29 protein-coding genes and 4 pseudogenes are annotated in these 25774 nt (G+C 69.9%); 20 read left to right on the top strand and 13 right to left on the bottom strand.

Translation table 11 applies throughout. From position 1 onward, the window contains the following. The first annotated feature begins 142 nt into the window (after positions 1-142). From OG747_RS05990 to OG747_RS05975, 4 genes are all read left to right on the top strand, one after another. Positions 143-1276, top strand: a complete 1134-nt coding sequence (locus tag OG747_RS05990) for a hypothetical protein (protein WP_405878246.1) — start codon at positions 143-145, stop codon at positions 1274-1276. 116 nt (positions 1277-1392) lie between these two features. Continuing rightward, positions 1393-2094 carry a maltokinase N-terminal cap-like domain-containing protein gene (locus tag OG747_RS05985; protein ID WP_405878245.1) on the top strand — a complete coding sequence of 234 codons (702 nt, stop codon included), beginning with the start codon at positions 1393-1395 and terminating at the stop codon, positions 2092-2094. A 51-nt stretch (positions 2095-2145) separates the two neighbouring features. Further along, positions 2146-2289 carry a hypothetical protein gene (locus OG747_RS05980; RefSeq protein ID WP_405878244.1) on the top strand — a complete coding sequence of 48 codons (144 nt, stop codon included), beginning with the start codon at positions 2146-2148 and terminating at the stop codon, positions 2287-2289. Positions 2290-2351: 62 nt separating this feature from the next. Continuing rightward, entirely contained in the window at positions 2352-3092 is a 741-nt protein-coding gene (locus tag OG747_RS05975) for an SDR family NAD(P)-dependent oxidoreductase (protein ID WP_405878243.1), read from the top strand. Between the two features lie 44 nt (positions 3093-3136). Here the strand turns inward: OG747_RS05975 and OG747_RS05970 are convergent, their stop codons facing one another. The 4 genes and pseudogenes from OG747_RS05970 to OG747_RS05955 all read right to left on the bottom strand — a co-directional run. Further along, on the bottom strand, positions 3137-3367 hold the full coding sequence (locus OG747_RS05970; protein ID WP_405878242.1) for a hypothetical protein: 231 nt from the start codon (positions 3365-3367) through the stop codon (positions 3137-3139). 165 nt (positions 3368-3532) lie between these two features. Beyond that, positions 3533-3712: a hypothetical protein gene (locus tag OG747_RS05965; RefSeq protein WP_405878241.1), complete on the bottom strand. Its 180-nt coding sequence runs from the start codon at positions 3710-3712 to the stop codon at positions 3533-3535. A 316-nt stretch (positions 3713-4028) separates the two neighbouring features. Further along, positions 4029-4322, bottom strand: a complete 294-nt coding sequence (locus OG747_RS05960; RefSeq protein ID WP_405878240.1) for a winged helix-turn-helix transcriptional regulator — start codon at positions 4320-4322, stop codon at positions 4029-4031. A gap of 81 nt (positions 4323-4403) precedes the next feature. Next, a pseudogene (locus OG747_RS05955) lies at positions 4404-4703 on the bottom strand (undecaprenyl-diphosphate phosphatase); the annotation flags it as partial. A 295-nt stretch (positions 4704-4998) separates the two neighbouring features. Between OG747_RS05955 and OG747_RS05950 the strand changes: the two are divergent. The 3 genes from OG747_RS05950 to OG747_RS05940 are packed head-to-tail and all read left to right on the top strand — an operon-like array spanning position 4999 to position 7915. After that, on the top strand, positions 4999-6249 hold the full coding sequence (locus OG747_RS05950; RefSeq protein ID WP_405878239.1) for a Gfo/Idh/MocA family protein: 1251 nt from the start codon (positions 4999-5001) through the stop codon (positions 6247-6249). Further along, a complete protein-coding gene (locus OG747_RS05945; protein ID WP_405878238.1) occupies positions 6246-7187 on the top strand; it encodes a PmoA family protein in 942 nt (313 codons plus the stop codon). The genes OG747_RS05950 and OG747_RS05945 overlap by 4 nt, the downstream gene beginning before the upstream one ends. Next, complete coding sequence (locus tag OG747_RS05940) at positions 7184-7915, top strand: cupin domain-containing protein (RefSeq protein WP_405878237.1); 732 nt, start codon at positions 7184-7186, stop codon at positions 7913-7915. Before OG747_RS05945 ends, OG747_RS05940 begins: the two co-directional genes overlap by 4 nt. 25 nt (positions 7916-7940) lie before the next feature. Here OG747_RS05940 and OG747_RS05935 read toward each other — a convergent pair whose 3' ends face one another. Further along, positions 7941-8402, bottom strand: a complete 462-nt coding sequence (locus OG747_RS05935) for a winged helix-turn-helix transcriptional regulator (RefSeq protein ID WP_405878236.1) — start codon at positions 8400-8402, stop codon at positions 7941-7943. Positions 8403-8503: 101 nt separating this feature from the next. Between OG747_RS05935 and OG747_RS05930 the strand changes: the two genes are divergently transcribed. Then, positions 8504-9673 carry a thiolase family protein gene (locus OG747_RS05930; protein WP_405878235.1) on the top strand — a complete coding sequence of 390 codons (1170 nt, stop codon included), beginning with the start codon at positions 8504-8506 and terminating at the stop codon, positions 9671-9673. 52 nt (positions 9674-9725) lie between these two features. Here the strand turns inward: OG747_RS05930 and OG747_RS05925 are convergent, their stop codons facing one another. Next, positions 9726-10505 (bottom strand): TVP38/TMEM64 family protein, encoded by a 780-nt coding sequence (locus OG747_RS05925; RefSeq protein ID WP_405878234.1) that lies wholly within the window; start codon positions 10503-10505, stop codon positions 9726-9728. Positions 10506-10554: 49 nt separating this feature from the next. Here OG747_RS05925 and OG747_RS05920 point away from each other — a divergent pair, with 49 nt between their 5' ends. From OG747_RS05920 to OG747_RS05900, 5 genes are all read left to right on the top strand, one after another. Beyond that, on the top strand, positions 10555-11289 hold the full coding sequence (locus OG747_RS05920; protein WP_405878233.1) for a DNA alkylation repair protein: 735 nt from the start codon (positions 10555-10557) through the stop codon (positions 11287-11289). A gap of 334 nt (positions 11290-11623) precedes the next feature. Beyond that, on the top strand, positions 11624-12793 hold the full coding sequence (gene tuf, locus OG747_RS05915) for an elongation factor Tu (protein WP_405878232.1): 1170 nt from the start codon (positions 11624-11626) through the stop codon (positions 12791-12793). Between the two features lie 179 nt (positions 12794-12972). After that, on the top strand, positions 12973-13119 hold the full coding sequence (locus OG747_RS05910) for a hypothetical protein (protein WP_405878231.1): 147 nt from the start codon (positions 12973-12975) through the stop codon (positions 13117-13119). A 104-nt stretch (positions 13120-13223) separates the two neighbouring features. Then, complete coding sequence (locus OG747_RS05905; RefSeq protein WP_405878230.1) at positions 13224-13517, top strand: hypothetical protein; 294 nt, start codon at positions 13224-13226, stop codon at positions 13515-13517. A gap of 341 nt (positions 13518-13858) precedes the next feature. Then, positions 13859-14704 (top strand): spermidine synthase, encoded by an 846-nt coding sequence (locus tag OG747_RS05900; RefSeq protein ID WP_405878229.1) that lies wholly within the window; start codon positions 13859-13861, stop codon positions 14702-14704. Here the strand turns inward: OG747_RS05900 and OG747_RS05895 are convergent. Both OG747_RS05895 and OG747_RS05890 read right to left on the bottom strand, forming a co-directional pair. Then, a complete protein-coding gene (locus tag OG747_RS05895) occupies positions 14666-15982 on the bottom strand; it encodes an MFS transporter (protein ID WP_405878228.1) in 1317 nt (438 codons plus the stop codon). The two genes, OG747_RS05900 and OG747_RS05895, sit on opposite strands and share 39 nt — an antisense overlap. A gap of 96 nt (positions 15983-16078) precedes the next feature. Next, positions 16079-16660 (bottom strand): hypothetical protein, encoded by a 582-nt coding sequence (locus OG747_RS05890; protein ID WP_405878227.1) that lies wholly within the window; start codon positions 16658-16660, stop codon positions 16079-16081. Positions 16661-16756: 96 nt separating this feature from the next. On the opposite strand from OG747_RS05890, the pseudogene OG747_RS05885 reads away from it, so the two are divergent. Next, positions 16757-16858: pseudogene (locus tag OG747_RS05885) on the top strand (DUF4442 domain-containing protein); the annotation flags it as partial. Between the two features lie 148 nt (positions 16859-17006). Continuing rightward, complete coding sequence (locus OG747_RS05880) at positions 17007-17459, top strand: DUF4442 domain-containing protein (protein WP_405878226.1); 453 nt, start codon at positions 17007-17009, stop codon at positions 17457-17459. A gap of 152 nt (positions 17460-17611) precedes the next feature. Here the strand turns inward: OG747_RS05880 and OG747_RS05875 are convergent. Beyond that, positions 17612-18147: pseudogene (locus OG747_RS05875) on the bottom strand (integrase); the annotation flags it as partial. Positions 18148-18559: 412 nt separating this feature from the next. Continuing rightward, positions 18560-18805 (bottom strand): Smr/MutS family protein, encoded by a 246-nt coding sequence (locus OG747_RS05870; protein ID WP_405885455.1) that lies wholly within the window; start codon positions 18803-18805, stop codon positions 18560-18562. Positions 18806-18943: 138 nt separating this feature from the next. Here OG747_RS05870 and OG747_RS05865 point away from each other — a divergent pair, with 138 nt between their 5' ends. Then, a complete protein-coding gene (locus OG747_RS05865) occupies positions 18944-19081 on the top strand; it encodes a hypothetical protein (RefSeq protein WP_405886082.1) in 138 nt (45 codons plus the stop codon). A 118-nt stretch (positions 19082-19199) separates the two neighbouring features. Here the strand turns inward: OG747_RS05865 and OG747_RS05860 are convergent, their stop codons facing one another. After that, a complete protein-coding gene (locus tag OG747_RS05860) occupies positions 19200-19499 on the bottom strand; it encodes an integrase core domain-containing protein (RefSeq protein ID WP_405878225.1) in 300 nt (99 codons plus the stop codon). A gap of 21 nt (positions 19500-19520) precedes the next feature. Between OG747_RS05860 and OG747_RS05855 the strand changes: the two genes are divergently transcribed. Next, complete coding sequence (locus tag OG747_RS05855; protein WP_405878224.1) at positions 19521-19784, top strand: hypothetical protein; 264 nt, start codon at positions 19521-19523, stop codon at positions 19782-19784. Here the strand turns inward: OG747_RS05855 and OG747_RS05850 are convergent. Continuing rightward, positions 19751-20827 (bottom strand): annotated as a pseudogene (locus OG747_RS05850) (LCP family protein); the annotation flags it as partial. The gene OG747_RS05855 and the pseudogene OG747_RS05850 sit on opposite strands and share 34 nt — an antisense overlap. A 72-nt stretch (positions 20828-20899) precedes the next feature. Next, positions 20900-21166, bottom strand: coding sequence for a GlsB/YeaQ/YmgE family stress response membrane protein (locus OG747_RS05845; protein ID WP_405878223.1), 267 nt, complete (start codon positions 21164-21166; stop codon positions 20900-20902). Between the two features lie 231 nt (positions 21167-21397). On the opposite strand from OG747_RS05845, the gene OG747_RS05840 reads away from it, so the two are divergent. The 3 genes from OG747_RS05840 (at position 21398) to mgtA (ending at position 25636) form a co-directional block, all read left to right on the top strand. Next, entirely contained in the window at positions 21398-22477 is a 1080-nt protein-coding gene (locus tag OG747_RS05840; RefSeq protein WP_405878222.1) for a TerD family protein, read from the top strand. Positions 22478-22617: 140 nt separating this feature from the next. Continuing rightward, complete coding sequence (locus tag OG747_RS05835; RefSeq protein ID WP_405878221.1) at positions 22618-22974, top strand: ArsR/SmtB family transcription factor; 357 nt, start codon at positions 22618-22620, stop codon at positions 22972-22974. Positions 22975-23038: 64 nt separating this feature from the next. Continuing rightward, entirely contained in the window at positions 23039-25636 is a 2598-nt protein-coding gene (mgtA, locus tag OG747_RS05830; protein ID WP_405878220.1) for a magnesium-translocating P-type ATPase, read from the top strand. Positions 25637-25774 lie beyond the last annotated feature (138 nt).

Genomic DNA, 25774 nt, shown 5'->3' with positions numbered 1-25774 from the left:
GGATCACGCAAGAAACCTGACACCCTCACCGTGACAGGGCATACAGCGACGGACGGGTGCCGCACGTAGGGGATGGGCAGGGGCACGTTCGGAAGGGGCAGGGACACGTTCGATGTCAGCGGCTCCTTCTACTCTGCCGGTCATGAGCAGATGGATGTGGAACACCCAGTTGCTGGCAGAACAGGCCGCCCGGTACCAGGCCCTCGCCGAGCGCGGTGACCTACAAGAGTTGTCCCGCGCCGTCATGCGGGCCGCCTGTAACAACGGCGCCATGACGGGCGTGGGGTTGGAGAACATGGAGCTGTTGCGGGCGCTGCCCGACAAGGACCGGCTGGAGCTCGCGGGCATATGGGCCCGTTGGCACGCCCACGTGGAAGACGTCTGGACGGCCGAGGAATTCCGGCGGGATCTGGATTACCTCCGCACCGAACTGCTCATGGTCGCTTCCGGAGTTGTCCGCGGCCTCGATGGGGACCTGCTTGCCGCCGAACGCCATGAACAACTTTCCCGGTTGGGCGACCAGTACCTCATCTGGTCGACCCACCGGGTCTGGGAACTGGCCGATGCGGAACTCGCAGCCGGGCGTACCCCCGATCCGGCGATCCTCGCCGCCTTCCGGCGCACAAACGCTGCGGCGACCCTGCCAGGTTTCCGGCGCACTCATGCGGCCGCGAACGGCACTGAACCCGGGATGCGGAATCTGCTGGCCACGTTCCCTGGGCCGGTGCTCAATCCCGGGGAACCGTGGGCCGACCAGGCGCTCAAGGAGGCGACCGCTGGAGGAGAGCCGTGGCAGCGGCTACTGGCCCATGCCGCTCCTGCGACTGTCGGCGCACCGTCGGTGAAGTGGAAGCAGACCGGATCGGCCCTGCTGGACACCGTTGGCCCGGAGGCGGTACGGCGAGCCGTGCTGAGGTGGTTCGAGCTGGCTGCTCTGGATCGAACAATCCCGCTCCTCGGCCATCCGCACCTCCCGTTCGATGTGAACACGCGCTTCGACCCCTACAACTCCCACGTTCTGCGTGGACTCGCCTGGATGCTCTCCTTCCTTCCGCCTCGGCCAGACACCGTCCATGCCCTCGTCGGCCTCGTCGAGACCTCCCTGGACCATCGGTCCGGAGACACTCCCCGCTCGCCTCAGGTGGCCGAGGCGGGCATCGTCGCCTTGGCGCGGATCGGGGACCGTTCAGCACGAACTGAGCTGGAGACCCTGCGCAGATGGGTCACGCACAAGGGCACCTTGCAGCGAATAGACAAAGCACTCGCTGCTCACTGATCAGGCGGCAGCCACCCTCGGCAACACTCAGGTCACCACGCCCTCGCGGACCCCGATGGCCGGTTCTTGCTGCGCTTGAGTGGGAACTCCATGCCGACGGGTGACGTTCATGAAGCATGGCTGTCATCCACAAGACCACAATGACGCCCGGCAAGCTGGAGCTTCTCGCAGCCTGGCTTCCCAGGCAGCCGTGGTACATCGGCACGGCCAGTGAGCCGCACCTGACCAAGGCTGGTGGTTTCCGGCTCGATGATCCGCAAGGGGAGGTGGGAATCGAGTTCATGGTGGTCACGGACACGTCCGGCGAGCGACCGCGCTCCTACCACGTGCCGCTCAGCTACCGAGGGGCGCCGCTCGACGGAGCCGATCAGGCGCTCATCGGCACGTCCGAGCACGGGGTACTGGGAAGGCGGTGGGTGTACGACGGGACCCATGACCCGGTCCTCGTCGCTCAACTGCTCGGTCTCCTCCAGGGCCGCGCAGCGCCGCAGGCTCAGAGCGCCAGCGACACCCCCGACCCCTCCGTCACGAGCCGCTTCAATGGAGTCGGCTTTTCAACCGTGGTCGCGTCGATGGCCGTCGACGACGGACAGCATGGCACCGCCATCGTGGTGGAAACCAAGGAAGAAGCCGGTCCACACAGTCAGTTGGCGGCAGCTCTGACCATCGACGTGATCCGTGTCCTGCGGTCCGACGAGCAGGTTCCCCGCACCCATACGGCCGGGGAGGCCCGAGGACATGTCGCTGCCGACTGGCGCCGGCCGAACGGCGACGAGAGCCGCGGCCCGTTTGCCATCCTCAGCGACACAGTGCGTTGACCCGACCACAATGCTGGCCGTAGTCCCAACAAAGGACGAGCGGATCGTCGGGTGGAGGACGTGACTTCGCTGGTCAGCGAGATCCATGGGCTCGTACGCCGGGGAGAGCTGGACCGGGCCGCGGGGCTGCTGCCGGACGAGCCGGTCTTTCCTTTGGGGGACCGGGTGTTGGCGCATCTCCGACCCTCGGCGTGATCGAATGCGCATACGAGTTTGATGTGGCCACGGGGTTGCCGGTTCGCCGCTGGGAGGCGCATATGACACGCACTGTCACCGTCGTCACGGGCGGCAGCCGGGGGATCGGTGCTGCGACCTGCGCGCGGCTCGCGACGGACGGACACGACGTGGTCGTGGGGTACGTGAGGGACGCCGCGGCCGCGGAGCGGACCGCGAACGCCGTCCGCGCGACCGGGGCGCGCTGTATCACGGTGCGGGTGGACACCTCCGACGAGGACGACGTCGAGCGGCTCTTCGACACGGCGGCGGACCGGCTGGGCCCTGTCACCGGGTTGGTGAACAACGCGGGTGTGACCGGCCCGCTCGGCAGACTCGCGGACACCGGCACTGCCGATCTGCGGCGAGTGGTGGACGTCAACCTTCTGGGCACACTGCTGTGTTCGCGCCGGGCCGCCCGGTCCATGGCGGCTTGGGGAAGCGGTGTCATCGTCAACGTGTCCTCGGGGGCGGCCACGCTCGGCAGCCCGGGGCAGTTCGTCCACTACGCGGCCACCAAGGCCGCCGTCGACGCGCTGACGATCGGTCTCGCCAAGGAGCTCGGCCCGGACGGCATCCGCGTCAACGCGGTCGCGCCCGGCATGATCGACACCGAGATGCACGCCACCATGGGGGACCCGGGCCGCGCCGAACGTGCCGCCTCTTCCATTCCGCTGCGCCGCGTCGGACAGGCCGAGGAAGTCGCCGCCGCCATCGCATGGTTGATGTCACCCGACGCGTCGTACACGACGGGGGCGGTACTGCGGGTGTCCGGGGGGCGGTGAGTCCCGAAGGGAACGCTGGGCGTGAGGGCTGGACAGGATGCCCTTCAGCGACCGCCTGCGCACTGGCGAGCAGTCTTTGGAAGACGGTCGGTGTGGGCGTGCGCGGGGTGAATTCCTTGATACGGCGTGCGCAGTCGCGCGGCGCGGCTGATGTAGCACTCGATGCCGTACGCGCCGTGGGAGTGGGCCGGCGCCAACTGCTGGGCCGCCAGACCCGGCGGACGGTCGCCGCGCGTGCGCTCCCGCCGCTCCGGTTCCTGCCGTGGGCAGTGCACCGCCGATCAGCACGACGTCCTGCGGAGTGAAGAGCGTCAGGCAGTCCTCAAGACGTCGCTTCTCGCCCGATGAGGCCGCCGGGGTGCGGGGCGGGGCGACTCGATCCGCCGCGACAGGGGCTGTCGATCACGCCTCGGACCTCATGCCGGATCTCATGCCGGACCTCACGCCGCCTCGATGATCTCTCCGCGTATCGCTTCTGCCCACTTCACGACCAGCAGTTCGTACTCCGCCCGCTCCTGAGCGGACAGGGAACCGCCTGCGCGCGTCCACAGGGCACGGATCTGCTCGTTTAACGCGGCAGCGGACCGCACGGAACCAGAGGGCATGAAATCGGGGGACATGCGACAAGCCTAGGGGCATGGACTGACACTGCGCTACCAGGTGGCTACTCATGCCGTATGTGGTTCGTCACGGCCGACGCGGAGCGACGCGATCGGGCTCAGTCGATCCCTGCGACGACACAAAGGTCCTGGAGTTGAGCGCCTCGGCGGGTCCCAACGGGGAGCGCCACCGGGCGAGTCGAGGGCCGACTCGGGACACCGTGCCAGGTACTGCGGGCGGACGCGTGCGAACTGCTGGGTCATGGCCATGGAGTGGAGTATGGGCAGGTCGGAGGTGCGCTGTGGCCGGACTTTCGCGCGGCCGACCGAGGCCCGCTCACTGCCGCTCGGCCCAGGTGCGGGACCAGTCCAGCAGGGGGCCCAGCGCGGTGACCAGGTCGTCGCCGAGCGGGGTGAGATGCCAGGCCGACTGGGCCGTGGACGCCGTCGACGCCGTAGACACGGCGATGCACGCCTCGCGGAGTTCCGTGAGGCGTGTGGACAGGACGCTGGAGGACATGTCGTCGCAGCGGCGCTGGAGCTCGCGGAAGCCGATTGGGGCGCCGTTGCCGTGAAGTTCCCAGATGACGCGTAGCGTCCAGCGCCGGCCCAGGAGATCCAGCGCCGCCATCACGGGACGGGCCGGTGGCCGAGCCGGAGCCCTGGGCGCCCGCCCTGCCAGGGGCGGTCGAAGCACCCTAGAGGCGAGCCGTCAGCCCGCCGACTCCGCCGCGTGCGGGCTCAGTCCGCCCGTCGCCACCAGCGCGATGATGACGATACCGAGCGCGATCCGGTACCAGACGAACGGCATGAAGCTCTTGTGCGAGATGAACTTCATGAACCACGCGATGACGGCGTAACCGACCGCGAATGCGATGACCGTCGCGAAAATGGTCGGCCCCCACGACACGTCGCCGCTCGTGGTGGCGTCCTTGACCTCGAAGGTGCCCGAGGCGAGCACGGCCGGCATGGCGAGGAGGAAGGAGTAACGGGCCGCCGCCGCACGGGTGTGGGCGCACCGAGCCGCTGTGGGCGGTGATCACGGGTGTCGGAGGCAGCGTAGCGTCCCGTTGTGACAGCCCGGCCACAGGAGTTTCGCGGGCGGACGGAGGACGGACGGAGGACGGTCCTGCCCCGGGGCTGGAGGGCAACGTTGTCCAGGGTGTGACCGGGGTGTTGACCGGCCGCTGGGCCGCCACATACGTTGCAGCAGGAGGGAAAGCGCTTGCTGTCACCGGTTCCGCTTCGGTGACACCATGCGTTGGCCAACGTCTGACGTCACGTCCGATGGAGCGCTGATCACGTACATGAGTAGTACATCCCGCAACGCCGCCAGCCCCGCGACCTCGTCGAACCGTCCTGAGACGCTCTCCCGCGGCGCCACGGCCCCGTTCGCCGGCCGCCGCATCAGAGCCGCCGTCATCGGTACGGGCGCCATCGCGCGAGGGAGCCATGTGCCCGCACTCGCCCGGCTCGCCGAGGAGGGCGAGACGGAGATCGTCGCCGCGGTGGACATCGCCGAGGACGCCGTCCAGAAGTTCTGCGCGGAGGCGGGCATCCCGCACGCGTACACCGATCTGGACCGCATGCTCGAGGAGCAGCGGCCCGACCTGGTCGCCATCTGCACCCCGCCGACCCTGCACCGCGACCAGACCGTCGCCGCGCTGCGCGCCGGGTCCTGGGTGTGGTGCGAGAAGCCGCCGGTCCTGACGCTCGCCGACTTCGACGCCGTCGAGGCGGAGGAGGGCAAGGACGGGGGCCCGTACGCGGCCATAGTCTTCCAGCACCGGTTCGGCTCGGGCTCCCGGCATGTGAAGCGCCTCATCGCCGAGCGGACCATGGGACGCCCGCTCGTCGCGCACTGCCAGACCACCTGGTACCGCAATGCCGACTACTACGCCGTGCCCTGGCGCGGACGTTGGGAGACCGAGGGCGGCGGGCCCGCGATGGGACACGGCATCCATCAGATGGACCTGCTGCTCGACCTGATGGGGCCGTGGAGTGAGGTGCGGGCGATGGCCGGGCGCCTGGTGCACGATGTGGAGACGGAGGACGTCTCGACCGCCCTCGTCCGCTTCGAGAACGGCGCGCTGGCCACGATCGTCAACAGCGTGCTGAGCCCGGACGAGGTGAGCCGCATCCGAATCGACTGCGAACGCGCCACCGTCGAACTCACGCACCTGTACGGCCACAGCAATGACAACTGGCACATCACCCCGGCGCCGGACGTGTCGGACGAGGACGCGGCGGCCTGGCGGGACTTCGGTGCGGACATACCCAGTTCGCACCTCGAGCAGCTGCGGGAGCTGGTCGCGAGCATGCGCGCGGGTGAGCGGCCGCGCAGCAGCGGCGCCGATGGACGCACCAGCCTGGAACTGATCACCGCGCTCTACAAGTCGGCGTTCACGGATACGACCGTCCGGGCGGGGGAGGTCGGTCCCGGGGATCCGTTCCACACGGCTCTGCACGGGGGCGCGCCGGGCTGGGCGCCGTCCGCCGTGTCCGCGTCGGCCACAGTCGAGTCCGGGTCCACCGTGAGCCAGGAGGTGTCGGAATGACCGAGTCCGTGCAGAGTGCGCTGCGTATCGTCCACGCCCATGGTGATCGCATCACGATCAGCGACACCAGCACCGGCGTAGAGCTGTTGAGCTACGTCTACCGGCCCGAGGCGGCCTGGGAGGCCCCCAAGCCGTATCTGCATCCCCTCAGGACGCTCGCGGGCGACGTCGTCACGGACTACCGGCCCAACGACCACCGCTGGCACAAGGGCCTCCAGATGACGGCCTCGCACCTCTCCGGCTCCAACCTGTGGGGTGGCAACACATACGTCCACGGGGAGGGGTACCTCGAACTCCCCGAGCGTGTCGGGTCGATGGCACACGTCGGCTTCGACGAGGTGGCCTCGGACGGGGACCGCGCGGTCATCGCCGAGCGGCTCACCTGGCATCCGTACGACGGTGAGCTGTGGGCCGAGGAGGAGCGCCGCGTCGAGGTGCACGACGTCGATCCCGCGTCGGGCTCCTGGGCGCTGACCTGGACCACCGCGGTCACCAACCGGCGGGACGAACCGCTGCGCTTCGGCAGCCCCACCACCGCGGGGCGGGAGATGGCGGGCTACACGGGTCTGTTCTGGCGCGGACCGCGCGCCTTCCGGGACGGCCGGGTCATCGGACCCGACTCCGAAGGGCCCGGCCTGATGGGGCGGCAGGCGCCCTGGCTCGCGTACTCGGGCGAGCACGACGGTGCCGACGGCCACGCGACCCTCGTCTTCGCGCACGCCCCCGAGAACGACCACACCGGGGAGGCGGGCGCCCACCCGGCCCACTGGTTCGTGCGCAACGAACCGTTCGCCGCGGTCGCCCCCTCGCTCGCCTTCTTCGACGAACTGGAACTCGCCCCCGGTGACACCCTCACCCGCCGCTACCGGGTCGTCGTGGCCGACGGGGCCTGGGAGCGCGAGGGGGTCGCCAAGTACCTGGAGGAGCACCCGTGGTGAGCGGCTCGAACGAGACGCCGGTGTTCACCGGGCTTCCGGGAGCCGTCGCCGTCTCGCACCTCTGTGTGTACGACTGGCCTGCCGCCGACGGTGTCTTGGGCGGAACCCCCCATCTGCACCTGACCTGTTCGGAGGCATACGTCGTCACCGGCGGGAGTGGCGCGGTGCAGACGCTGACGACGTCCGGGTACGAGGTCACGCCGCTCGAACCCGGCACGGTGGCGTGGTTCACGCCCGGCACCATCCACCGCCTCGTCAACGAGGACGACCTGCGCATCACCGTCCTCATGCAGAACAACGGGCTCCCCGAGGCGGGCGACGCCGTGCTCACGCTGCCCCCGGAGTACCTGATCGACCCCGAGACCTACGCGGCCGCGACGGTCATCCCGTCCGACGCGCCCGAGGCGGAGCAGGAGCGGATCGCCCGGGCGCGGCGCGACCTCGCCCTGGAGGGCTACCGGGCGCTGCGCGCCGCGGACGGGCCCGGGCCGCTCGCCGCGTTCCACCGGGCCGCGGCAGCGCTGGTGCGGCCCCGGCTCGCCGAATGGCGCGAGCGGTGGCGGCGCGGCGCCGAGGCTGCCGCCGCGGCCACGGGGGAACAGCTCGACCGGCTGGAGCGGGGCGACACGTCCCACCTCGGCGACGCCCTTGTACGGGCCGAACAGCCTTCCGCGTACGGAAAGTTCGGGATGTGCGGACGGCTCGACGTCTACAAGGGGACCAACTAGCCCTCCAGGGGATTTTCTCTTACGTCTACGCCACCGCGGGCCCCGTCGTCGTCCAGCCCGGGGTCTGCGGGTGGGCCGTCAGGTGGTCCTGCTCGACCACCTCACCGCACTCCCTGCACACGACCTGCGGGACCAGTTCATGGCCGCAGGTGTGCTCAAGGACCATGGGACGGAAGCCGCCCTCCTGGAGATGGCGGTCGCCCCACGCCATCAGCGTGAGCAGCACCGACCCCAGCTCCAGACCGGCCTGGGTGGGCCGGTACTCGTAGCGCTTGGGGCGGTCGTTGTACTCGACCTTCTCCAGCACGCCGGCCTCGACGAGTCGCTTCAGGCGGGCGGTGAGCACATCGCGCGGGGCGCCGATGTTGCGGACGAGCTGGTCGAAGCGGGTGGCGCCGAGCAGTACCTCACGCAGGACCAACAGGGAGTACTTCTCGCCGACGAGAGCGAGCGTATCGGCGATCGAACAGGGGCGGGCGTCCTTCATGCCACCAGTCTAGGGGTGGGTTGGTTTGTCCAACCCACCGAGTTACTCTTGGGTCACCTAGCGGGTTTGGAAAACAAACTCTGCGAGTTTGGAGATCAAACATGCGTGACGCCGTCATCGTCGAAGCCGTACGCACCCCTATCGGCAAGGGCAAGCCGAACGGTTCCCTCGCCCACGTGCACCCCGTGGAGCTCCTCGCCCATACGCTGCGCACCCTCGTCGAGCGCTCCGGAGTCGATCCGGCGCAGATCGACGACGTCATCGGCGGCACCGTCAGCCAGGTGGGCGAGCAGGCTGCGAACATCACCCGGTACGCGGTGCTCTCGGCCGGGTTCCCCGAGACGGTGCCCGCGACCACCGTGGACCGCCAGTGCGGCTCGTCCCAGCAGGCCGTGCACTTCGCGGCGCAGGGTGTCCTGTCGGGGGCGTACGACATGGTCGTCGCCTGCGGTGTGGAGTCGATGAGCCGCGTGCCGATGGGCTCGAACGTCCGAGGCGCCGAGGACCCCTTCGGGCCCGGGATCGCGGCGCGCTTCCCCGAGGGTCTGGTGCCGCAGGGCATCAGCGCCGAGCTCATCGCCGCCAAGTGGGGCATGTCGCGCGAGCAGATGGACGCCTTCGCGGTGACCTCGCACCAGAAGGCCGCCGCGGCCTGGGACAAGGGCCTCTTCGACGCCGAGGTCGCGCCCCTGGAAGGCGTGACGCGCGACGAGAGCGTCCGGCCCGCCAGCACCACCGAGATACTCGCCGGGCTCAAGCCCGCCTACTACGCCCCGGCCTACGCCGAGCGCTTCCCGCAGATCGACTGGTCCGTCACGGCGGGCAACGCGAGCCCGATCAACGACGGCGCGTCGGCCGTGCTCATCACGTCGAGCGAGACCGCGGCCCGGCTCGGCCTGCGCCCGCTCGCCCGACTGCACAGCTTCGCGGTCACCGGCTCCGACCCCCTGCTCATGCTCACGGGCGTCATCCCGGCCACCGAGAAGGTGCTTCGCAAGGCCGGGCTGAGCGTCGACGACATCGACCTCTTCGAGGTGAACGAGGCCTTCGCGAGCGTCGTGCTCGCCTGGCAGCAGGAGACGGGCGCCGACCTGTCCCGCGTCAATGTGCACGGCGGGGCGATCGCGCTCGGCCACCCGCTCGGTGCGAGCGGCACCCGGCTCACGACCACCCTCGTCCACGCGATGCGCGCCCGCGGAGCCCGCTACGCCCTGCAGACGATGTGCGAGGCGGGCGGACTCGCCAACGCGATGGTGCTGGAGGCCGTGTAACCCCGATGGCCCCGGTTGCCGTGCCCCGGCTGTGCCCGTGCAGGTGGTGGTCCTAGCGTCCGCGCAGGTGGTGGCGCTTGCGCCAGGCCACCACCGCGCCGACCAGGGCCGGCAGGGCGATGAAGCCCATCGCGATCAGGAAGGCGGGGGAGGTCGGAGCCGAGGCCCGGGCGCCGGCGACGGCGTACGCCGCGGTGTTCGGGATCGACCCCAGGGCGGTGGCGAGGAGGAACGGCAGCCAGCCCATGCGGGAGACGGCCGCGCAGTAGTTCGCCGCCCAGAACGGCACGCCGGGGAACAGCCGGGCCATCATCATCGTGCGGAAGCCGTGCCGGCTGAGCTGTCCGTCGGCCGCCTTCAGCCAGCGGGCGCGCAGCAGCGGGCGCAGCGCGTCCTGCCCGAGGATCCGGCCGAGCCCGAACGCGACACCGGCCCCGAGCACGGTGCCCGCGAGCGCGGTGCCGAGCCCCAGCTGGGAGCCGAAGAGCGCGCCGGCGGCGAGGTTGAGCAGCGGCCGGGGCACGAACGCCACGGTGCACAGCCCGTACGCCACCGCGAACACCACGGCCGCCGCGGCACCGCTGAGCTGCGGCGGCCAGCCGTCGGAGAGCAGTCGCTGCGGTTCGAAGAGCAGCACACTCGACGCGGCCGCCGCGAGCAGCACCAGGAGCAGGGAGAGCCGGGACCAGGGCGAGAGCAGAACTCTCGTGCACCGGGCGGCGAGGCCCGTGGGTGTGGAGACGGCGAACTCCGCGGCGAGGGAGAGCTCAGCGGCGGGAGCCGGGGGAACGGCTGTGGCGGTGCCCCCAGAGAGGGTGGTGGCATCGAGCATTCGGCGACAGTAACCGACCCGTGTGTGTGATCGCCGTATGGTTCGTCTCATGCGCGTCACAGCTTCCGGAACGTCGGGTACACGGTTCGAGGTACCGAACAGTTCCCTCGCGGACACGGTGCTGGAACGGCTCACCGTCACCTATGCCGCCGCGGCCGATCCGCAACGGGCCGTGTCCATGCGCGCGTACATGAAGGACATCGCCCCCTTCCTCGGTCTGACCACGCCCGACCGGCGCACGCTGTCCCGTACGGTCCTCCTCGCAACAGCAGTCCCTGTAGAGGCCGATTGCACCGCCGTGGCCCTGCGCTGCTGGGCGTTGCCGGAGCGCGAGTACCACTACTTCGCCGTCGACTATCTGCGCCGCCATGTGAGGCAACTCTCCTCCGGTTTCCTCCCGGTGGCGCGCCATCTGGTCACCACGGTTCCTTGGTGGGACACCGTCGACGCACTCGCCTCCCACGTAGTGGGAGGCCTGGTGGCCGCCGACCCGAGGCTGAAGAGCGACATGGACGCGTGGATCGAGGACGACGACCTGTGGGCCGCCCGTACGGCCCTGCTCCACCAGCTCCGCCACAAGGACGCGACCGACACCGAGCGGCTCTTCGCCTACTGCGTACGCCAGTCCGGACACCCCGATTTCTTCATCCGTAAGGCGATCGGCTGGTGTCTGCGCGAGTACGCCAAGACGGACCCGGAGGCGGTACGGGACTTCGTCGCCCGGGAGCGCGGGCGGCTCGCTCCGCTCTCCGTACGCGAGGCCCTCAAGAACATCGGGCCCTGACACACCCGCCCCTGACACATCGGCAGAAGCCCCCGTTCACACCCGCCTCAGTGGCGAGAAAAACCATTCGACGTGGCCGGATCCGTCGGCGATGATCGCCTCATGTTCCGGTACGCCTTCCTTCTCGCAGCATCCGCAGTCGCGGATGCGCCGAAGGCTGCCGTCCCGATCATCGTGGCCGCCGTCGACGGCGCCCGAAGCTGACCCTTCCCGGATCGTCCGGCGGACCCCGCAGGGGGAGGGTCGGCAAGTCCTTGGGGTCCCCGTCCCGGCCGCTGCGTGCCGGGGCCATCACTCAGCTCCGCTGACACTGAAGAGGCTTCGAGGTACCGCCATGCCCAAGACGGCATACGTCCGCACCAAACCGCACCTGAACATCGGCACGATGGGTCACGTCGACCACGGCAAGACCACCCTGACCGCCGCCATCACCAAGGTCCTCGCCGAGCGCGGCTCCGGCACCTTCGTACCGTTCGACCGGATCGACCGGGCGCCGGAGGAGGCCGCGCGCGGTATCACCATCAACATCGCGCACGTCGAGTACGAGACCGACACCCGCCACTACGCGCACGTGGACATGCCGGGTCACGCCGACTACGTCAAGAACATGGTCACCGGCGCGGCCCAGCTCGACGGGGCGATCCTCGTCGTCTCCGCGCTCGACGGGATCATGCCGCAGACCGCCGAGCACGTGCTGCTCGCCCGGCAGGTGGGCGTCGACCACATCGTCGTCGCCCTGAACAAGGCCGACGTGGGCGACGAGGAGCTCATCGACCTCGTGGAGCTGGAGGTCCGCGAGCTGCTCTCCGCGCACGGCTACGGGGGCGAGTCCGTACCCGTCGTACGGGTGTCCGGACTCAAGGCCCTGGAGGGGGACCCCCGTTGGACCGCGGCGATCGACGCGCTGCTCGACGCGGTGGACACGTATGTGCCCATGCCCGAGCGGTACCTCGACGCGCCGTTTCTGTTGCCGGTCGAGAACGTGCTCACGATCACCGGGCGCGGGACCGTCGTCACCGGCGCGGTCGAGCGCGGCACGATCCGGGTCGGCGACCGCGTCGAAGTGCTCGGCGCCGCCGTCGACACGGTGGTCACCGGGCTGGAGACCTTCGGCAAGCCCATGGACGAGGCGCAGGCAGGGGACAATGTGGCGCTGCTGCTGCGCGGGGTGCCGCGCGACGCCGTACGCCGCGGGCACATCGTCGCCGCGCCCGGCAGCGTCGTCCCCAGTCGCCGTTTCTCGGCCCAGGTGTACGTCCTGTCGACGGGCGAGGGCGGTCGTACGACACCTGTCTCCACCGGGTACCGGCCGCAGTTCTACATCCGCACCGCGGACGTGGTCGGCGACGTCGACCTCGGCGAGCGGGCGGTCGCCCGGCCCGGCGACACCGTCACGATGACGGTCGAGCTCGGGCGCGAGGTGCCGTTGGAGCCGGGCCTCGGCTTCGCGATCCGCGAGGGCGGCCGGACGGTAGGCGCGGGGACGGTGACCTGGGTCGGCTGACGGCCGAGGGGTAGGACGCGGGTGCCCGCTTCGAAGGGAGCGGGCACCCGCTCGTACCGATGTCGGTGCCGTGCGCGAGACTGATCACAGGCAGGTCGTGGTGGAGGGGGAAATCCCATGGCGGGGAAGGCACTTGTGCTCGGTGGCGGGGCAGCGGGGGGATCGGCTGGCTCGCCGGGATGCTGTACGGGCTCGCGGAGGCGGGCGTGGATCTGAGCGACGCCGATGTGGTGATCGGTACGTCGGCGGGCTCGTCCGTGGGCGCTCAGCTCACCTCGGGCAAGCTGACGATGTCGCAGCTGTACGAGCGTCAACTCGGCTCGTAGAGCTGCGAGGTGCCCGGACGCCTCCGCATCGGCGCGTACGTCCGCTATGCCTGGGCGACGCTGTCCTGCCGCGCCCCGAGGCGTACGGCCGGAAGACAGGGAAGATGGCGCTGGCGGCCACCACCTCGAATGAGGCGACGCGCCGCGCCGCGATCGAGAGTCGGCTCGTCTCGCCCGAGTGGCCGCTGCGCCTGCCCGCCGTCGACACGGCCACCGGTGAGCTGCGGGTCTTCGACAAGGACAGCGAGGTGGAACTCGTCGACGCCATGTCCTCGAGCTCACCGCAGCGGGTGCCCGGGTCGCCGTCGTCACACCCGACAGCGCCGCGAAGCAGGGTACTCAGCAGCACAGTGATGGGCTCGAGGAGGCTGCATGAAGATCAGGGCGTAACCATATGAGTCGCCTGTCGTTCTACCTGGCATACCCGCCGCGTGCTCGACATGCGCGCGGTCCCCGCCGCCGGTGCCACGGCTTCGCCGAGGTGACCGGCCCAGCGTCCGGCGGGACGGCAATCCCAGGGTGCGCCTGACCCGGAAGGGGCAGGCGCAGGCAATGGCCCACGCCGAGGAGATCGCGGGGGTCTGGCAGCGCCGACGGAGCCCCTGGGGCCGACGCGGCTGCAGCGCCCCCGTAAGGGGCGCGGGGCTGTGACATCGTGCGGCTCCGCCGCGTGGGCGCGACCAGCCACATTCGACCGGCAGCCGAACCACATGCTCGGCACCGGCGGCACAATGGACCCGTGGACGAACCGATACCTGTGACACGGGCCGTGGATCACGGGACCGCCAAGCTGATGCCGGATGTCGACCGGAAGCGGGCCTGGCTGCTGACCGTCGACGGGGCACCGCAGTCGTACGTCGATCTGGACGCACCGACGCATCTGGAGTTCGAGTACGCGCAACGGCTCGGGCATGTCCTGGACACGGTCGTGGAGCCGGGACGCGCCCTGGACGTGCTGCACCTCGGCGGGGGAGCGCTGACGCTGCCCCGCTATGTGGCCGCGACCCGGCCCGGTTCGCGGCAGGACGTGGTGGAGGCCGACCGGGGCCTGCTGGACCTGGTCGTCGAGCACCTGCCCGTGCCCGACGACGCCGGCATCACGTTGCACGGCGCGGACGCCCGCGGCTGGCTCGAATCCGCCGCGCCCGCTTCCGCCGACATCGTGATCGCGGACGTCTTCGGCGGCTCGCGCGTCCCGGCGCACCTGACGTCCACGACGTACGCGCGCGCCGCCGAGCGCGTGCTGCGCGACGACGGTGTCTATCTGGCCAACCTCGCCGATGCCGCGCCCTTCGCCTTCCTGCGCTCCCAACTCGCCACGTTCGCGACGGTGTTCGAGGAGCTGTCCCTGATCGCCGAACCGGGCGTGCTGCGCGGCCGGCGGTTCGGCAACGCGGTGCTCGTGGCCTCGCACCGCTCGCTCGACACGGCCGCCCTCGCCCGCCGCACCGCCGCCGACGCCTTCCCCGCGCGCGTCGAACACGGCCCGGCGCTGCGGGAGTTCATCGGAGCCGCCAAGCCCGTGGGCGACGAGGACGCGGTTCCCTCACCCGAGCCGCCCGGCGGCGCCTTCAGCATCGGCTGACCCCGGTGCGACATCCACCGTCCGCGCCCCCTGCGTCACCGGTTTGGTCCGCCGCGTCAGATTCCGGACGTCCGGTACGCACAGCACCGCGGCCGTGACCACGACGACCAGCGCCGAACAGCCCCACAGGGCGGTCGTGCGACCGAAGGCCTGTTCCGCGGGGCCCGCCAGGGCGGTGGCCAGCGGGACCATCGCGATCGAGCCGAACCAGTCGTAGGCCGAGACGCGGGAGAGCTTGTCCTCGGGGATCTCCTGGTGCAGCGCGGTCATCCACGACACGCCGAACACCTCGATCGCAGCTCCGCTGACGAACATCACGGCACACAGCGGGCCCACCGGCACCGGCACGGCGAGCGCGGCGGCCGGGGCGGCGAGCGGGAAGACGCAGAGGGTGCCCGCGAGCAGGAGCCGACGGGGCTTCCAGCGGGTCATCAGCAGCGCACCACCGACGGTTCCGGCGCCGAACGCACCGAGGGCAAGCCCCCACGGCCCGGGCCCGCCGAGGCTGTCCCGGGCGACCAGCGGGCCGTACACCGCGTCGGCGGCACCGACGACCGCGACCACCACGGAGAACTGGGCGACGATCGTCCACAGCCACGTCCGTCCGACGAACTCCCGCCAGCCCTCGCGCAGATCGGAGAGCAGTCCGCCGCCGGGCTCGCGCGGCGGTATGTGGCTCACGTCGAGGAACGACCGCAACGCCCCGGCGACCGCGAACGCCACCGCGTCCACGGCGAGCACCCAGCCGGGCCCGACCACGGCCACCATCGCCCCGCCGAGGGCCGCACCGCCGAGTCCGGCGCCCTGCATCGCCATCCGGAACATGGCGAAGGCGCGGCTCGCCTGCTCCCCGCTCACCGAGGACATCAGCATGCCCTCGGCCGCCGGGCTGAAGAACGCCTGCCCGGTGCCGCCGAGCGCCGACAGCAGCAGCATCTGCCACAGCCGTGCCTCACCGGAGAGGACGAGGACCGCGAACACCGCCTGCGAGACGCAGTTGAGGGCATTGGCCGCGACCATCACGCGATGACGCGGCAGCCGGTCCGCGACCGCTCCGCCGATCAGCAGGAAGAGCACCAGCGGCAGCGTCCGCGCCGCCGCCACCAGCCCGACGTCACCCCCGTCGCCGCCCGCGTCGAGCACCGCGAATGCCGCGGCGATCAGCGCGCCCTGGCTGCCCAGGTTGGTGACGACCGCGGCGGTGGTCAGCAGGGTGTAGTTCTGGCCCGCCCGAGAAGGGCGTCGGGGGCGGTGGGAAGTGTCGGCGGCAGAGGTCACCGGCCGACTATCGCCGCCGCGCCCTCCGCTTGCCAAACCGTTTGCGCGAGGACCGGACACGGTCCGACACCGTCCGGCACCCCCGCGCCGGGTGACTCAGGACCCCGTCGGGTCGCCGTGCAGCCGTACCGTGCTGAGGATCTTCCGCACGGTCGCGTCCGGGACCTCGTCGCTGACGCCCTTCGCGCCGTAGAACGACCAGGACACGAAGTCGCCCGCCGAGTTCTTGAAGCCGAACGAGGTCGCCGTGCCGTCGGAGTCGCACTTGCCCCTCTTGGGGACACCGACCGTGTACGACGTCGCGACGCTGCCCTTGATGCCCGAAGCCGTCGTGTACGGCTGGGGCTTGCCGATCTTCAGGAGCTTCTCCGACGCCTTCGCCTGGTCCGTGTAGCCGCCGAAGGCCCAGGTGGCCGAGTCGCCGCGGGCGATGGTGTCGGTGTTCTTGGCGCCGCTCTCCCCCTTGGTGCCGACCGCGGCCAGCGCCGTGTCTTCCGTGCGGCCGTCCTTGTTGTCGTCGGACGTGCACCACTTCTCCTTGAGGAAAGCGGGCGCGGACATGCCGATGTACGCGGAACCGTCGCCCTTCTGCTGGTCCTCGAAGCTTATGAACGTGCCGGGCGTGCGGACGTTCCAGTCCGCGGGGACGTCGAAGGCGGTGCCCCACTTGGGGTTCACCGCGGTCTTCCATCCGGCGACGGGCGGCTTCTCGTCGCCGCCCGTGCCACGCGGATCGCCGGTCGGACTCGATTGCCGGTTCGGTGACGTGGTGGGCTGAACCTCGAGTTCGTGGAGACTACGCCGGAGAAGGCCGTGGTGGCCCTGCCGGACCAGAGCGACTACCACAACCACGTCGGCGGGCCGCACGCCGGGGCGTAACGACCCATACACACACGCCCGCGTTCCGTGTCGAGTTGAAGATTCCGATTGTGGAGCGGGTGCGTGACCCGAAGGGCTTCTTTCGGGCCGGGGGCGGAGTGTGAAGGGCTGGTCAGCTTCGCTACTCACCGGTAACATCTCGCTCATGACAGTTGAAAGCGCCTCGATGGGCGAAATGTTGGCCGCCGCTGTTCCGATGGTGCGGACCCTGAACCTGGAGTTCGTCGAGGTCACCCCGGAGCGGGCCGTGCTCCGGCTCCCGGACCAGCCGGACTTCCACAATCACATTGGCGGCCCCCATGCGGGCGCCATGTTCACGTTGGCCGAGTCCGCCAGCGGTGCCATCGTGCTCAAGGCCTTCAGCGACCAGCTCTCTCGTGCGGTGCCGCTCGCGGTGCGGGCCGAGATCGACTACAAGAAGCTGGCCATGGGGCCGGTGACGGCCACGGCGACCCTGCGCCGCCCGGCGGCCGAGGTCATTGCGGAGCTCGACGCGGGCGGGCGGCCGGAGTTTCCGGTGGGCATCGTCATACAGCGCGAGGACGGGGCCATCACGGGTGAGATGGCGGTTGTGTGGACGTTGCGGCTCAACGGGTGACGGGCAGGAGTGATGTCTGGGAGCTGTCGCCGGTCCGGAGCCGAACCTTCGGGTCGGGACCGGCAGCAGCCGGAAGCTGCGGACGATGCGCCTGCCGGAAGCCGTGTACGGCACCTTGCACTCACCCTGGGTTGTGGTTCCACCCTCGCGATCGTGCTCTGCCGTTCGGGCGCGGGTGGGATGCCGTGCTCGCGGAGGATCTCTCGAACGGTGGAGGATCTCCCGGACGGTGGAGGCGGCGACCTTGATGCCCGGCGCCGCGAGCTCGCCGTGGATCCGGCGATAGCCCCACGAGGAATTCTCGTGAGCCAGGCGCAGGACCAGGGCGCGGATCGACCGGACCGTGGGTGGGCGTCCGCGCCGCTTCGGTACGCAGGTGGCGGCATGTCGTCGCTTGAGCAGGTTGCGATGCCGCCGCATGATTGTGTCCGGGCCTAGCACATGATTGTGTCCGGGCGTACCAACAGCAGGAGCTGGCGCAGCTTCTCCCTCGGGAGGTGGTGGAGCGACCGGCGAGGACAGCGCGGTCGGTGTCCGTGAGCGTGGGATTGCCGACCTGGCGTTGCAGTACGAGCAGTTGATGCCGCAGGACAAGGATCTCGATGTCTTTGTCCCGGTCGCTCATCGGCAGCAGGCGCAGGAGCGCGAAGGTGTAGGTGGCCGCGAGATAGGCCAGGCGTAGCAGCACAAGAGGCCATGATGCCGTCGATGCCCGGTGCCGGCGAAGCCTCTGACGCGATCAGCGGACGCGGTCGGAGCGCGGGAACCAGGGACCTGACCTGGACGGACGAATTATCGGCACCCGCAGACCTGGGCGGATGAGTTATCGGCAGGCGCAAGGCCGGAAAGTCGGGGGGCAAGTCCGCCGGGACTTCGACGGCCAAGGGTTCCCGGACCGGTTCCGGCACCCCGAAGAGCGGCAGGCGCGGCATGCCCCGCCGCCGGTCGTAGCGCTCAGCCCACCCCGCCGTCGCCTCGGAGGATCTGGCCGCTCCAGTGGCGGGCCGAAGCCGTGGCCTGCCACCCCATGACGATCGCCGGCCCCGCGTGACCCCTGCGGCTCCACCAGTGCACGGTGTCCGTCGCGTCCGCCGGCGGAGTCATCGGAGGTGGACCAGGACCCGGCCGACGTTGGTCGCATCCGTCTCCACGCGGACGTAGAGCTTTTTGATGTGCTTCTGCGCCAGCACGGCCAGCACCCGCTTCTTCAGCTGACCTGTCCCCTTGCCCGGGATGATCTGCACGACGTCGATCCCGGTGGCGGCCGCCTTGAAGAGGGTCTGGCGCAGCGCGACATCGATGTCGCGATCGCTGCGGAACATCGGGTGCAGATCCAGCGTGAGCAGGGCAATCGCCTCCGATGCGCTCGGTCGCCGGCCGACGCCGGGTCCCCGTGGGCTCGTCGTACGGTCGCAGCGTACGTCATCCTCCCGACCCCCGTCCCACCCCGCGGGTCCCGGACTTCGGTGGGTACGGCCGGAATCGTGCCGGCGTGGCTGAGCCCCTGGACGGTCCGGAGGAAGAAAGTCGTCGGTGTCCCGAGGGCAAAGCCCGCTTGGGGCGAGAACCATGTGATGCAGGACGGGGTCTTCATCAATCTGCTCGCCCTCGTCGGCGGCTGAGCGACCGGGCTTTCCTCAGCGGACGAGGTGAGCCGACCTGACACGCTGACCACCTGGAGCAGCCGTCACGACTGACATCCCCGACACCGTGTGAGGCTCGAATAACTATCGCGGCTGGTCAAGAGGCGTATCGGTACTCGTTGATCACACCGCCGTGGACGCGGGTGCGGCGGGCTCTGCGGGCGGCGGACGCTTGGACCGGAGGCGGTTGTTCCTGGGCTTCGGGCGGTAGTTGGTTTCGGCTGCGGCGGGGGCGGTGCGCGTTGTAGTGCTTTTGGTATTCGGTTAGGACCTGGCGCGCGTGGGCCTCGCCGAGGATGAGGACGTGATCGAGAACTTCTCGACGGAGGGTGCCGATGACTCTCTCGCAGTGGGAGTTCGCCCTCGGCGCTCGGACCGGCGTTTTGATGATCTCCACGTTGTCGCGTAGCGCTTCAAAATGGCTTCACCGGTTGTGAGCTGGGACTTTGTCCGATGGTCAGCTGGCTCGGTGGTACTCGTTGATGAGGCCGGCGACGGCTTGTCGGCGTTCGATCTGGGCTGTTGGGAGGGGGATGGCGCTGGGGTCGTCGTTGGGCGCGAGCTGGTTGCGTTCTTGGTGGGGTCGGTGGCTGTTGAAGTGGTGGGCGTAGTCGTGGAGGGTCTTCTCGGCGTGGCCGCGGTCGAACAGCAGGACCCGGTCGGTGCACTCCTCCCGTGCTGAGCGTATGAGGCGGGTGCGCGTGAGACGGACATGGCGGACGCGGCGTAGCTCTGCCCCAGGACCACGTTGATGCCCGGTCAGGTGACTTGCCGGAGCTGGGCGCCAGGGAAAAGCTGGGAGACCTTCTGAGCTTGGGACTTGAGGGTCGCGCCGTACTGGACAAGCGCGGCGGCGTGGTTCTGGTTGCTGGCGTTGCCGGTCCTGGTGACCGTGAAGCCGTGGCGGGTCAGAGTCCGGGCTGCCCGGGAGGCGAGTCCGCTCTGGCTGGTGCCGTTGTAGACCGCCACGGTGATCCCGCCACCTGAGTCGATCTCGCCGGCGCTCGGCTACGGGGAAACGGCAACCGTCCGTGGTGCCGTTGTCTTCGGACGGCCAGTGTTGGTGCCGTCGACAGTGCGGTCGGCCTTCAGCGCGGCCCACAGCTCGTCGGCGTGCGGCTGGACGACGGCGGCGCGGGAACCCTGGTAGCGCCAGGGGAGGGTGACGAACTTGGTGTTGTGCAGGTCGATGCCCTTCAGCGCCATTGCGAAGGAGACGAGCCTGTTCGCCGTCCCCAAGCCGGGGTCGACGGTCATCGATTTGGTGGCGGCATCAGCGAGGGGCAGAAGCTTGGTCGGCGTGAGCCCATCGCCCTTCGTCTTCTTGATCAGGCTGGCTACGAACCCCTGCTGACGCTTGATTCGCCCGATGTCGGAGCCGTCACCGATGCCATGCCGGATCCGCACGTAGTCGAGCGCCTTCTCCCCCGAGAGGGTCTGTTCGCCCTTGTGGAAGAGAAGTTGGCCGCGGGTGGTGCGGTTCGGACTGAGATCTTTCTGATAGACGTCCTGCGGTACACACACCGTCACCCCGCCGACCACCTCGGTCAGCCTGGCGAACCCCTTGAAGTCGACGACGACCGTGTGGTCTACACGCAGCCCGGTCGGCTGCTCGATCGTGTTCTGGGTGCAGGCTGGGTTGCCCTTGGTGGTCTGCCCGACCGAATAGGCCGCGTTGAACATGGTGTTGCTCTGCACCTGGGTCCATGAACCGTCCGGCAGCCGCAGGGCGCACGTTCCAGGACCCTCTGCCCGCCATCGCCCCCCACCTGTGACCGGCTGGGATTCAGGGCCCGCTCAGTCGCGCGAGTTGTCGAACAGGATGCGGTAGCCGATGAGCAGGAAGAGTGAGCCGCCGATCGCCGCGCCCCAGGTGTAGAGGTCGAAGAACTGCTTCTCCACCGGGCGGTCGAGGAAGCGGGAGGAGAGCCAGCCGCCCACGAATGCGCCCGCGATGCCGATGAGGGCGGTGCCGATCAGGCCGCCCGGGTCACGGCCCGGAAGCAGGATCTTGGCGATGGCTCCGGCCGGCAGCCCGAGGGTGATCCAGCCGATGATGCCCACGTCGTTGTCCTCCAGCGGGGTCGGGTCGGGAGGACAGCGGACCCACCCGACCGGTGATGATGTGTTGCGAGGTTGCGCAACTCACAGGTTTCCAGAGGGCGCCATTCGGGAGGCGGATGGTTGCGCCCATATGTTTCACAAGTTGCGCAATCATGGAACCGGAAGGGGTGAGTTGGCGTTGATCATGATGAGTACGGGAAGCCGAAGCAGCTGCGGAGGAGTCCAATGAGAATGAGTGTGTTCCTGATCAAGGGCGGCAATGTGTCGCTGAGCAAGCAGGCCCCTGGCCTGATTGCGGTCACGGTCGGGCTGGGTTGGCAGGCGGGTACCGGCTACGAGCTGGACGGGAGCGCGCTGCTGTGCGACCAGTCCGGGCAGGTGCTGTCCGACGAGCACTTCGTCTTCTTCAACAACCTCAGCAGTCCGGACGGTTCGGTCCGACACTCCGGCAGCGGTGCTCCGGACGGCGGGGACGAGCAGCAGATCCAGGTCGACCTCGCCCGGGTGCCGGCTGAGGTCGCGAAGATCGTCTTTCCGGTGTCCCTGTACGAGGGTGCGGCCCGTGGCCAGAACTTCGGCCAGGTGCACCGCGCCCACATCCGTGTCCTGGACCGGGACACCAGCACCGAGCTGACCCGCTACGACCTCACGGCCGGAGAACTGTCGTCCGAGACGGCGCTGGTCTTCGGCGAGCTGTACCGCCACGGCGCGGAGTGGAAGTTCCGTGCCGTGGGCCAGGGGTATGCCTCAGGGCTCGCGGGCATCGCCACCGACTACGGCGTGGACGTTCTGCGCGGGACCCCGGCTCCGGCGCCTGCTGGAGCGGCTACCAGCACATACGCACCGCCGCCGCCCGTCGTCACGCCGACCCCGACCTTTGTTTCCCCCATGACACCGACGGCCGCTGCGCCACCACAACCGACAGGGAGTTCCTCCGTGACGTGCTTCTTCGATCCCAACCACGGCCCCGGTATGACGACGGTGACGTGGTCCCCGCAGTGGGGTGTGCCCCGGCCGGTGCAGGCGTGCGGCGGCTGCGCGCAGCGCGTGCAGACCACCGCGCCGCCGTTCTACACCCCGCCCCAGCAGGGCTACCCGCAGGCGGCGCCCCAGGGATACCCCCAGCAGGGCTACCCGCAGCAGTACGGCGATCACCACGATCACGGTCAGCAGCAGGGCGGCGGCCGCCGCTTCGGTGCGGGCGCGCTCATCGGCGCCGGTGCGGCCGGGCTGGTCGGCGGCGCGCTGCTCAACGAGGCGTTCGACGACGACGAGCCCGAAGTGATCGTCAACAACTACTACGAGGATTAACCGCAGACCCCCGACGGCGCGCGGCCGTCCCGTTGAGGACGGCCGGGTGTCCGGGCGCGGCCGGACACCTACGCGTCGGCGCCTACACTGGGTGCGCGGACGTGCGTTGGGCGTGACGTGGGCGTGGGCGGGAGAGGACTGTGGCGAAGATCGGCGGTGGCGTTCAGGACCCCCCGGCCGAGGTGCTGGGGGAGGCGGCAGCCGCCTTCGGACTGCTCGCCTCGACGGCCCGGCTGCACATCATGTGGGCCCTTTCCGAGGGCGAGAGCGACGTCACTCACCTGGCCAACCGGGTGGGCGGCGCCCTGCCCGCCGTCAGCCAGCACCTGTCGAAGCTGAAACTCGCCGGCCTCGTGCGTGCCCGCCGTGAAGGCCGGAGGCAGATCTATTACGTCGATGACCCGGACGTGGTGACCGTCGTCCGGGTGATGGTCGGGCAGTTGGCCGCGCGAGCCCAAAAGGCGCCGGCGCGCCGGCTGCGCGAGACCGGTGCCTAGGATCGCCTCGGCCTCACGAAAGGGCGCCGAAGCGCCACTGTCCGGGACCGAGTCGGCACCTCGGGTGCCGCATGCCGGAGAGACGGCCGACTCGTCGTTCGGCGTGGCGACGGTACTGCAGGTCCTGCGGCAGCTGGACACCGGGCCGCGCGGGCTGACGGACGACGAGGCCGCGGTCCGCCTGGTCCGCTCCGGGGAGAACCTTCTCCCGGCACGGCAGGACGCCTCCTGGGCACGGCTCGTCGTGCGCAGCCTGCGCGATCCGTTCACCGCGGTGCTGCTCTGTCTCGGTCTCGTGTCCGCTGCCGTCTTCGCTTGGTCCACTGCCTGTGTGATCCTGCTGCTGGTTGTGGTCAGCAGCGCGCTGCGGGCCTCCGGGGAGCGCCGGGCCGACCGGTCCATGGCCGGGCTGCGCGAGCTGGTCGCCAGCACGTCCACCGTGCTGCGGCGGGCCGACGAGGACGTGGCTCCGTCGGCCCGGGAGATTCCCGTGGATGAGCTGGTCCCCGGCGACATCATCAAGCTCGGCGCGGGCGATCTGGTCCCGGCAGACGTACGACTGCTGCGCGCGAGCGGACTGACCATCCATCAGGCGGTCCTGACTGGCGAATCGGCGCCCGTCGTGAAGAGTGCCGCGGACATCTCCCACCCGGACGGCACAGGGATGTTCGAGCAGCCGCAGCTGTGCTTCCAGGGCAGCAGCGTCTCCTCCGGCAGTGCCACCGCGGTCGTCGTCACGACCGGAGCGGACACGCAACTCGCGGCCGCCCATGGACGTACGGCCGGGCAGCGCGAGGCGAGTGCCTTCGACCGGTCGGTGCACGGCATCTCGTGGATCCTGATCCGCTTCATGCTGCTGACTCCGCCGCTGGTGCTGATGGCCAACGCCGCCCTGCGCGACCGCGGCCTGGAGACGCTGCCGTTCGCCGTCGCGGTGGCGGTCGGGCTGACTCCGGAGATGCTGCCGGTTGTCGTCACCACCTGTCTGGCCCGTGGCGCGTCCATGCTGGCCCGCACACACGGAGTGATTGTCAAGCGGCTCCCGGCGCTGCACGATCTGGGCGCCGTGGATGTCCTGTGCCTGGACAAGACCGGCACCCTCACCCAGGACCGGCCGGTCGTCGACCGTGCCCTGGACGCGGACGGGCGCGATGACCCCGACGTACTGCACTGGGCTGCGGTCAACGCCTGGTGGACCCTGCAACTCGCCGACCTGCCCGAGCCGGACGCCCTCGACGAGGCGCTCCTGGACGCGGTCGCCGAGGACGAGCTCCTGCAGTACGACGGGGCGGCGGCTCTCCCCTTCGACCCGGCGCGCCGCCTGTCCACCGCCGTTGTCCGTACCCCCGGCCGCCTCGGCACGCACACGCTCGTCGTCAAGGGAGCCGTCGAAGCCGTCCTGGAGCGCTGCACCCTGGAGGAGGACGAGCGTAAACGGTTGACGGTGCTGGCGTCCCGCGAGGCGGAAGACGGACTGCGTGTCCTGGCGGTCGCCACCGCCGAACGCCCGGCCCGCATGCGGGACTACACTCCCGCCGACGAACGCGGCCTGGCCTTCCGCGGCTTCGTCACCCTGCATGATGCCCTTGCACCCACCGCCGCCGAAGCCCTGAAGGGCTTCGGCGACCGGGGTGTCACCGTCAAGATCCTCACTGGTGACCACCCCGGCACCGCCGCCCGCGCCTGCCGCGACCTGAACATTCCTCTGGGCCCGGACGGCGTCCGGTGCGCCGACGGCATCGACGGACTCACCGACACCGAACTCACCGAACTCACCCGCCGTACGACGGTCTTCGCCCGCTGCACCCCCGAGCACAAAGCGCGGATCACCGCCGCGCTGGGCGCCGGCGGACACACCGTGGGCTTCCTGGGGGACGGGGTCAACGACCTGCCGGCGCTACGCGCCGCCGAGGTCGGCATCGCGCCGCAGGGTGCCGCGGACGTAGCCCGGGAGGGCGCCGACGTGGTACTCGCCGAGAAGGACCTCACCGCGATAGACCACGCCATCAGCGCGGGCCGGTATGCAGGCGGCAACATCGCCACGTACCTGCGTATCACCTTGTCATCGAACGTCGGCAACATCATCGCGATGCTCGCCGCGGGTCTGCTGCTGCCTTTCCTGCCGATGCTCCCGGCTCAGGTGCTCGTGCAGAACCTGTGTTTCGACACTGCCCAGCTCGCCTTCGCATTCGACCGTCCTGACCCATCGGTGCTGCGTCGCCCGACGGTGCTGAGCCCGCGCGATGTCCTGCGGTTCATCACCGGATTCGGCGTCCTCAATGCCGTTGCCGACCTGGCCACCTTCGCCGTCCTCGCCCTGACCCTGTACGGCCCCGGCACCGGGAACGACGAAGCCGTCTTCCATTCCGGCTGGTTCACCGAGAACCTGATCACCCAGGCCCTGGTGATGGTGCTCCTGCGCAGCGGACGCCGACTCGTCGAGGGCCGCGCGCTCGGCCCGGTCGGCTGGTCCGCGGCCACACTGGCCGTCATCGGCATCGTGCTGCCGCCCTCACCGCTCGGGCCGGTGCTCGGCCTGAGCACGCTGCCGTTCCAGTACTACCTGCTCCTCGCCGTCGTCCTGGCGCTCTATGCCGCCGGGCTCGCTCTGGCCCGGGCACGTCATGAGCGCAACCTCACCACCCGTTGGACCCCGTCGTGAGACGCGAAGACCTCCGCACTGGCTTTACGGCCAGGAGCAGCCGTAAAGCCACCAGGAGGCACGTGGGCGATGTAGGCGCTGTGCATTTCCCCTGCCAGTTCCCTGGAGAAGCGGTTGGCTCCGGTGACGGCTTCGCGG

It is taken from the genome of Streptomyces sp. NBC_01384, assembly GCF_045040035.1.
Taxonomy (GTDB): domain Bacteria; phylum Actinomycetota; class Actinomycetes; order Streptomycetales; family Streptomycetaceae; genus Streptomyces.
Note: the sequence above shows the minus strand (reverse complement) of the source record. Positions and strands in the feature narration are given on the sequence as shown.

Coding starts and splice junctions, on each gene's coding strand:
- OG747_RS05920 (WP_405878233.1), top strand. CDS start 10,555: ATGCGCGTCACAGCTTCCGGAACGTCGGGTACACGGTTCGAGGTACCG.
- OG747_RS05880 (WP_405878226.1), top strand. CDS start 17,007: ATGACAGTTGAAAGCGCCTCGATGGGCGAAATGTTGGCCGCCGCTGTT.
- OG747_RS05985 (WP_405878245.1), top strand. CDS start 1,393: ATGGCTGTCATCCACAAGACCACAATGACGCCCGGCAAGCTGGAGCTT.
- tuf (WP_405878232.1), top strand. CDS start 11,624: ATGCCCAAGACGGCATACGTCCGCACCAAACCGCACCTGAACATCGGC.
- OG747_RS05945 (WP_405878238.1), top strand. CDS start 6,246: ATGACCGAGTCCGTGCAGAGTGCGCTGCGTATCGTCCACGCCCATGGT.
- OG747_RS05910 (WP_405878231.1), top strand. CDS start 12,973: ATGCTGTACGGGCTCGCGGAGGCGGGCGTGGATCTGAGCGACGCCGAT.
- OG747_RS05905 (WP_405878230.1), top strand. CDS start 13,224: ATGGCGCTGGCGGCCACCACCTCGAATGAGGCGACGCGCCGCGCCGCG.
- OG747_RS05965 (WP_405878241.1), bottom strand. CDS start 3,712: ATGTCCCCCGATTTCATGCCCTCTGGTTCCGTGCGGTCCGCTGCCGCG.
- OG747_RS05990 (WP_405878246.1), top strand. CDS start 143: ATGAGCAGATGGATGTGGAACACCCAGTTGCTGGCAGAACAGGCCGCC.
- OG747_RS05855 (WP_405878224.1), top strand. CDS start 19,521: ATGGCTTCACCGGTTGTGAGCTGGGACTTTGTCCGATGGTCAGCTGGC.
- OG747_RS05840 (WP_405878222.1), top strand. CDS start 21,398: ATGAGTGTGTTCCTGATCAAGGGCGGCAATGTGTCGCTGAGCAAGCAG.
- OG747_RS05960 (WP_405878240.1), bottom strand. CDS start 4,322: ATGGCGGCGCTGGATCTCCTGGGCCGGCGCTGGACGCTACGCGTCATC.
- OG747_RS05930 (WP_405878235.1), top strand. CDS start 8,504: ATGCGTGACGCCGTCATCGTCGAAGCCGTACGCACCCCTATCGGCAAG.
- OG747_RS05975 (WP_405878243.1), top strand. CDS start 2,352: ATGACACGCACTGTCACCGTCGTCACGGGCGGCAGCCGGGGGATCGGT.
- OG747_RS05950 (WP_405878239.1), top strand. CDS start 4,999: ATGAGTAGTACATCCCGCAACGCCGCCAGCCCCGCGACCTCGTCGAAC.
- OG747_RS05925 (WP_405878234.1), bottom strand. CDS start 10,505: ATGCTCGATGCCACCACCCTCTCTGGGGGCACCGCCACAGCCGTTCCC.
- OG747_RS05935 (WP_405878236.1), bottom strand. CDS start 8,402: ATGAAGGACGCCCGCCCCTGTTCGATCGCCGATACGCTCGCTCTCGTC.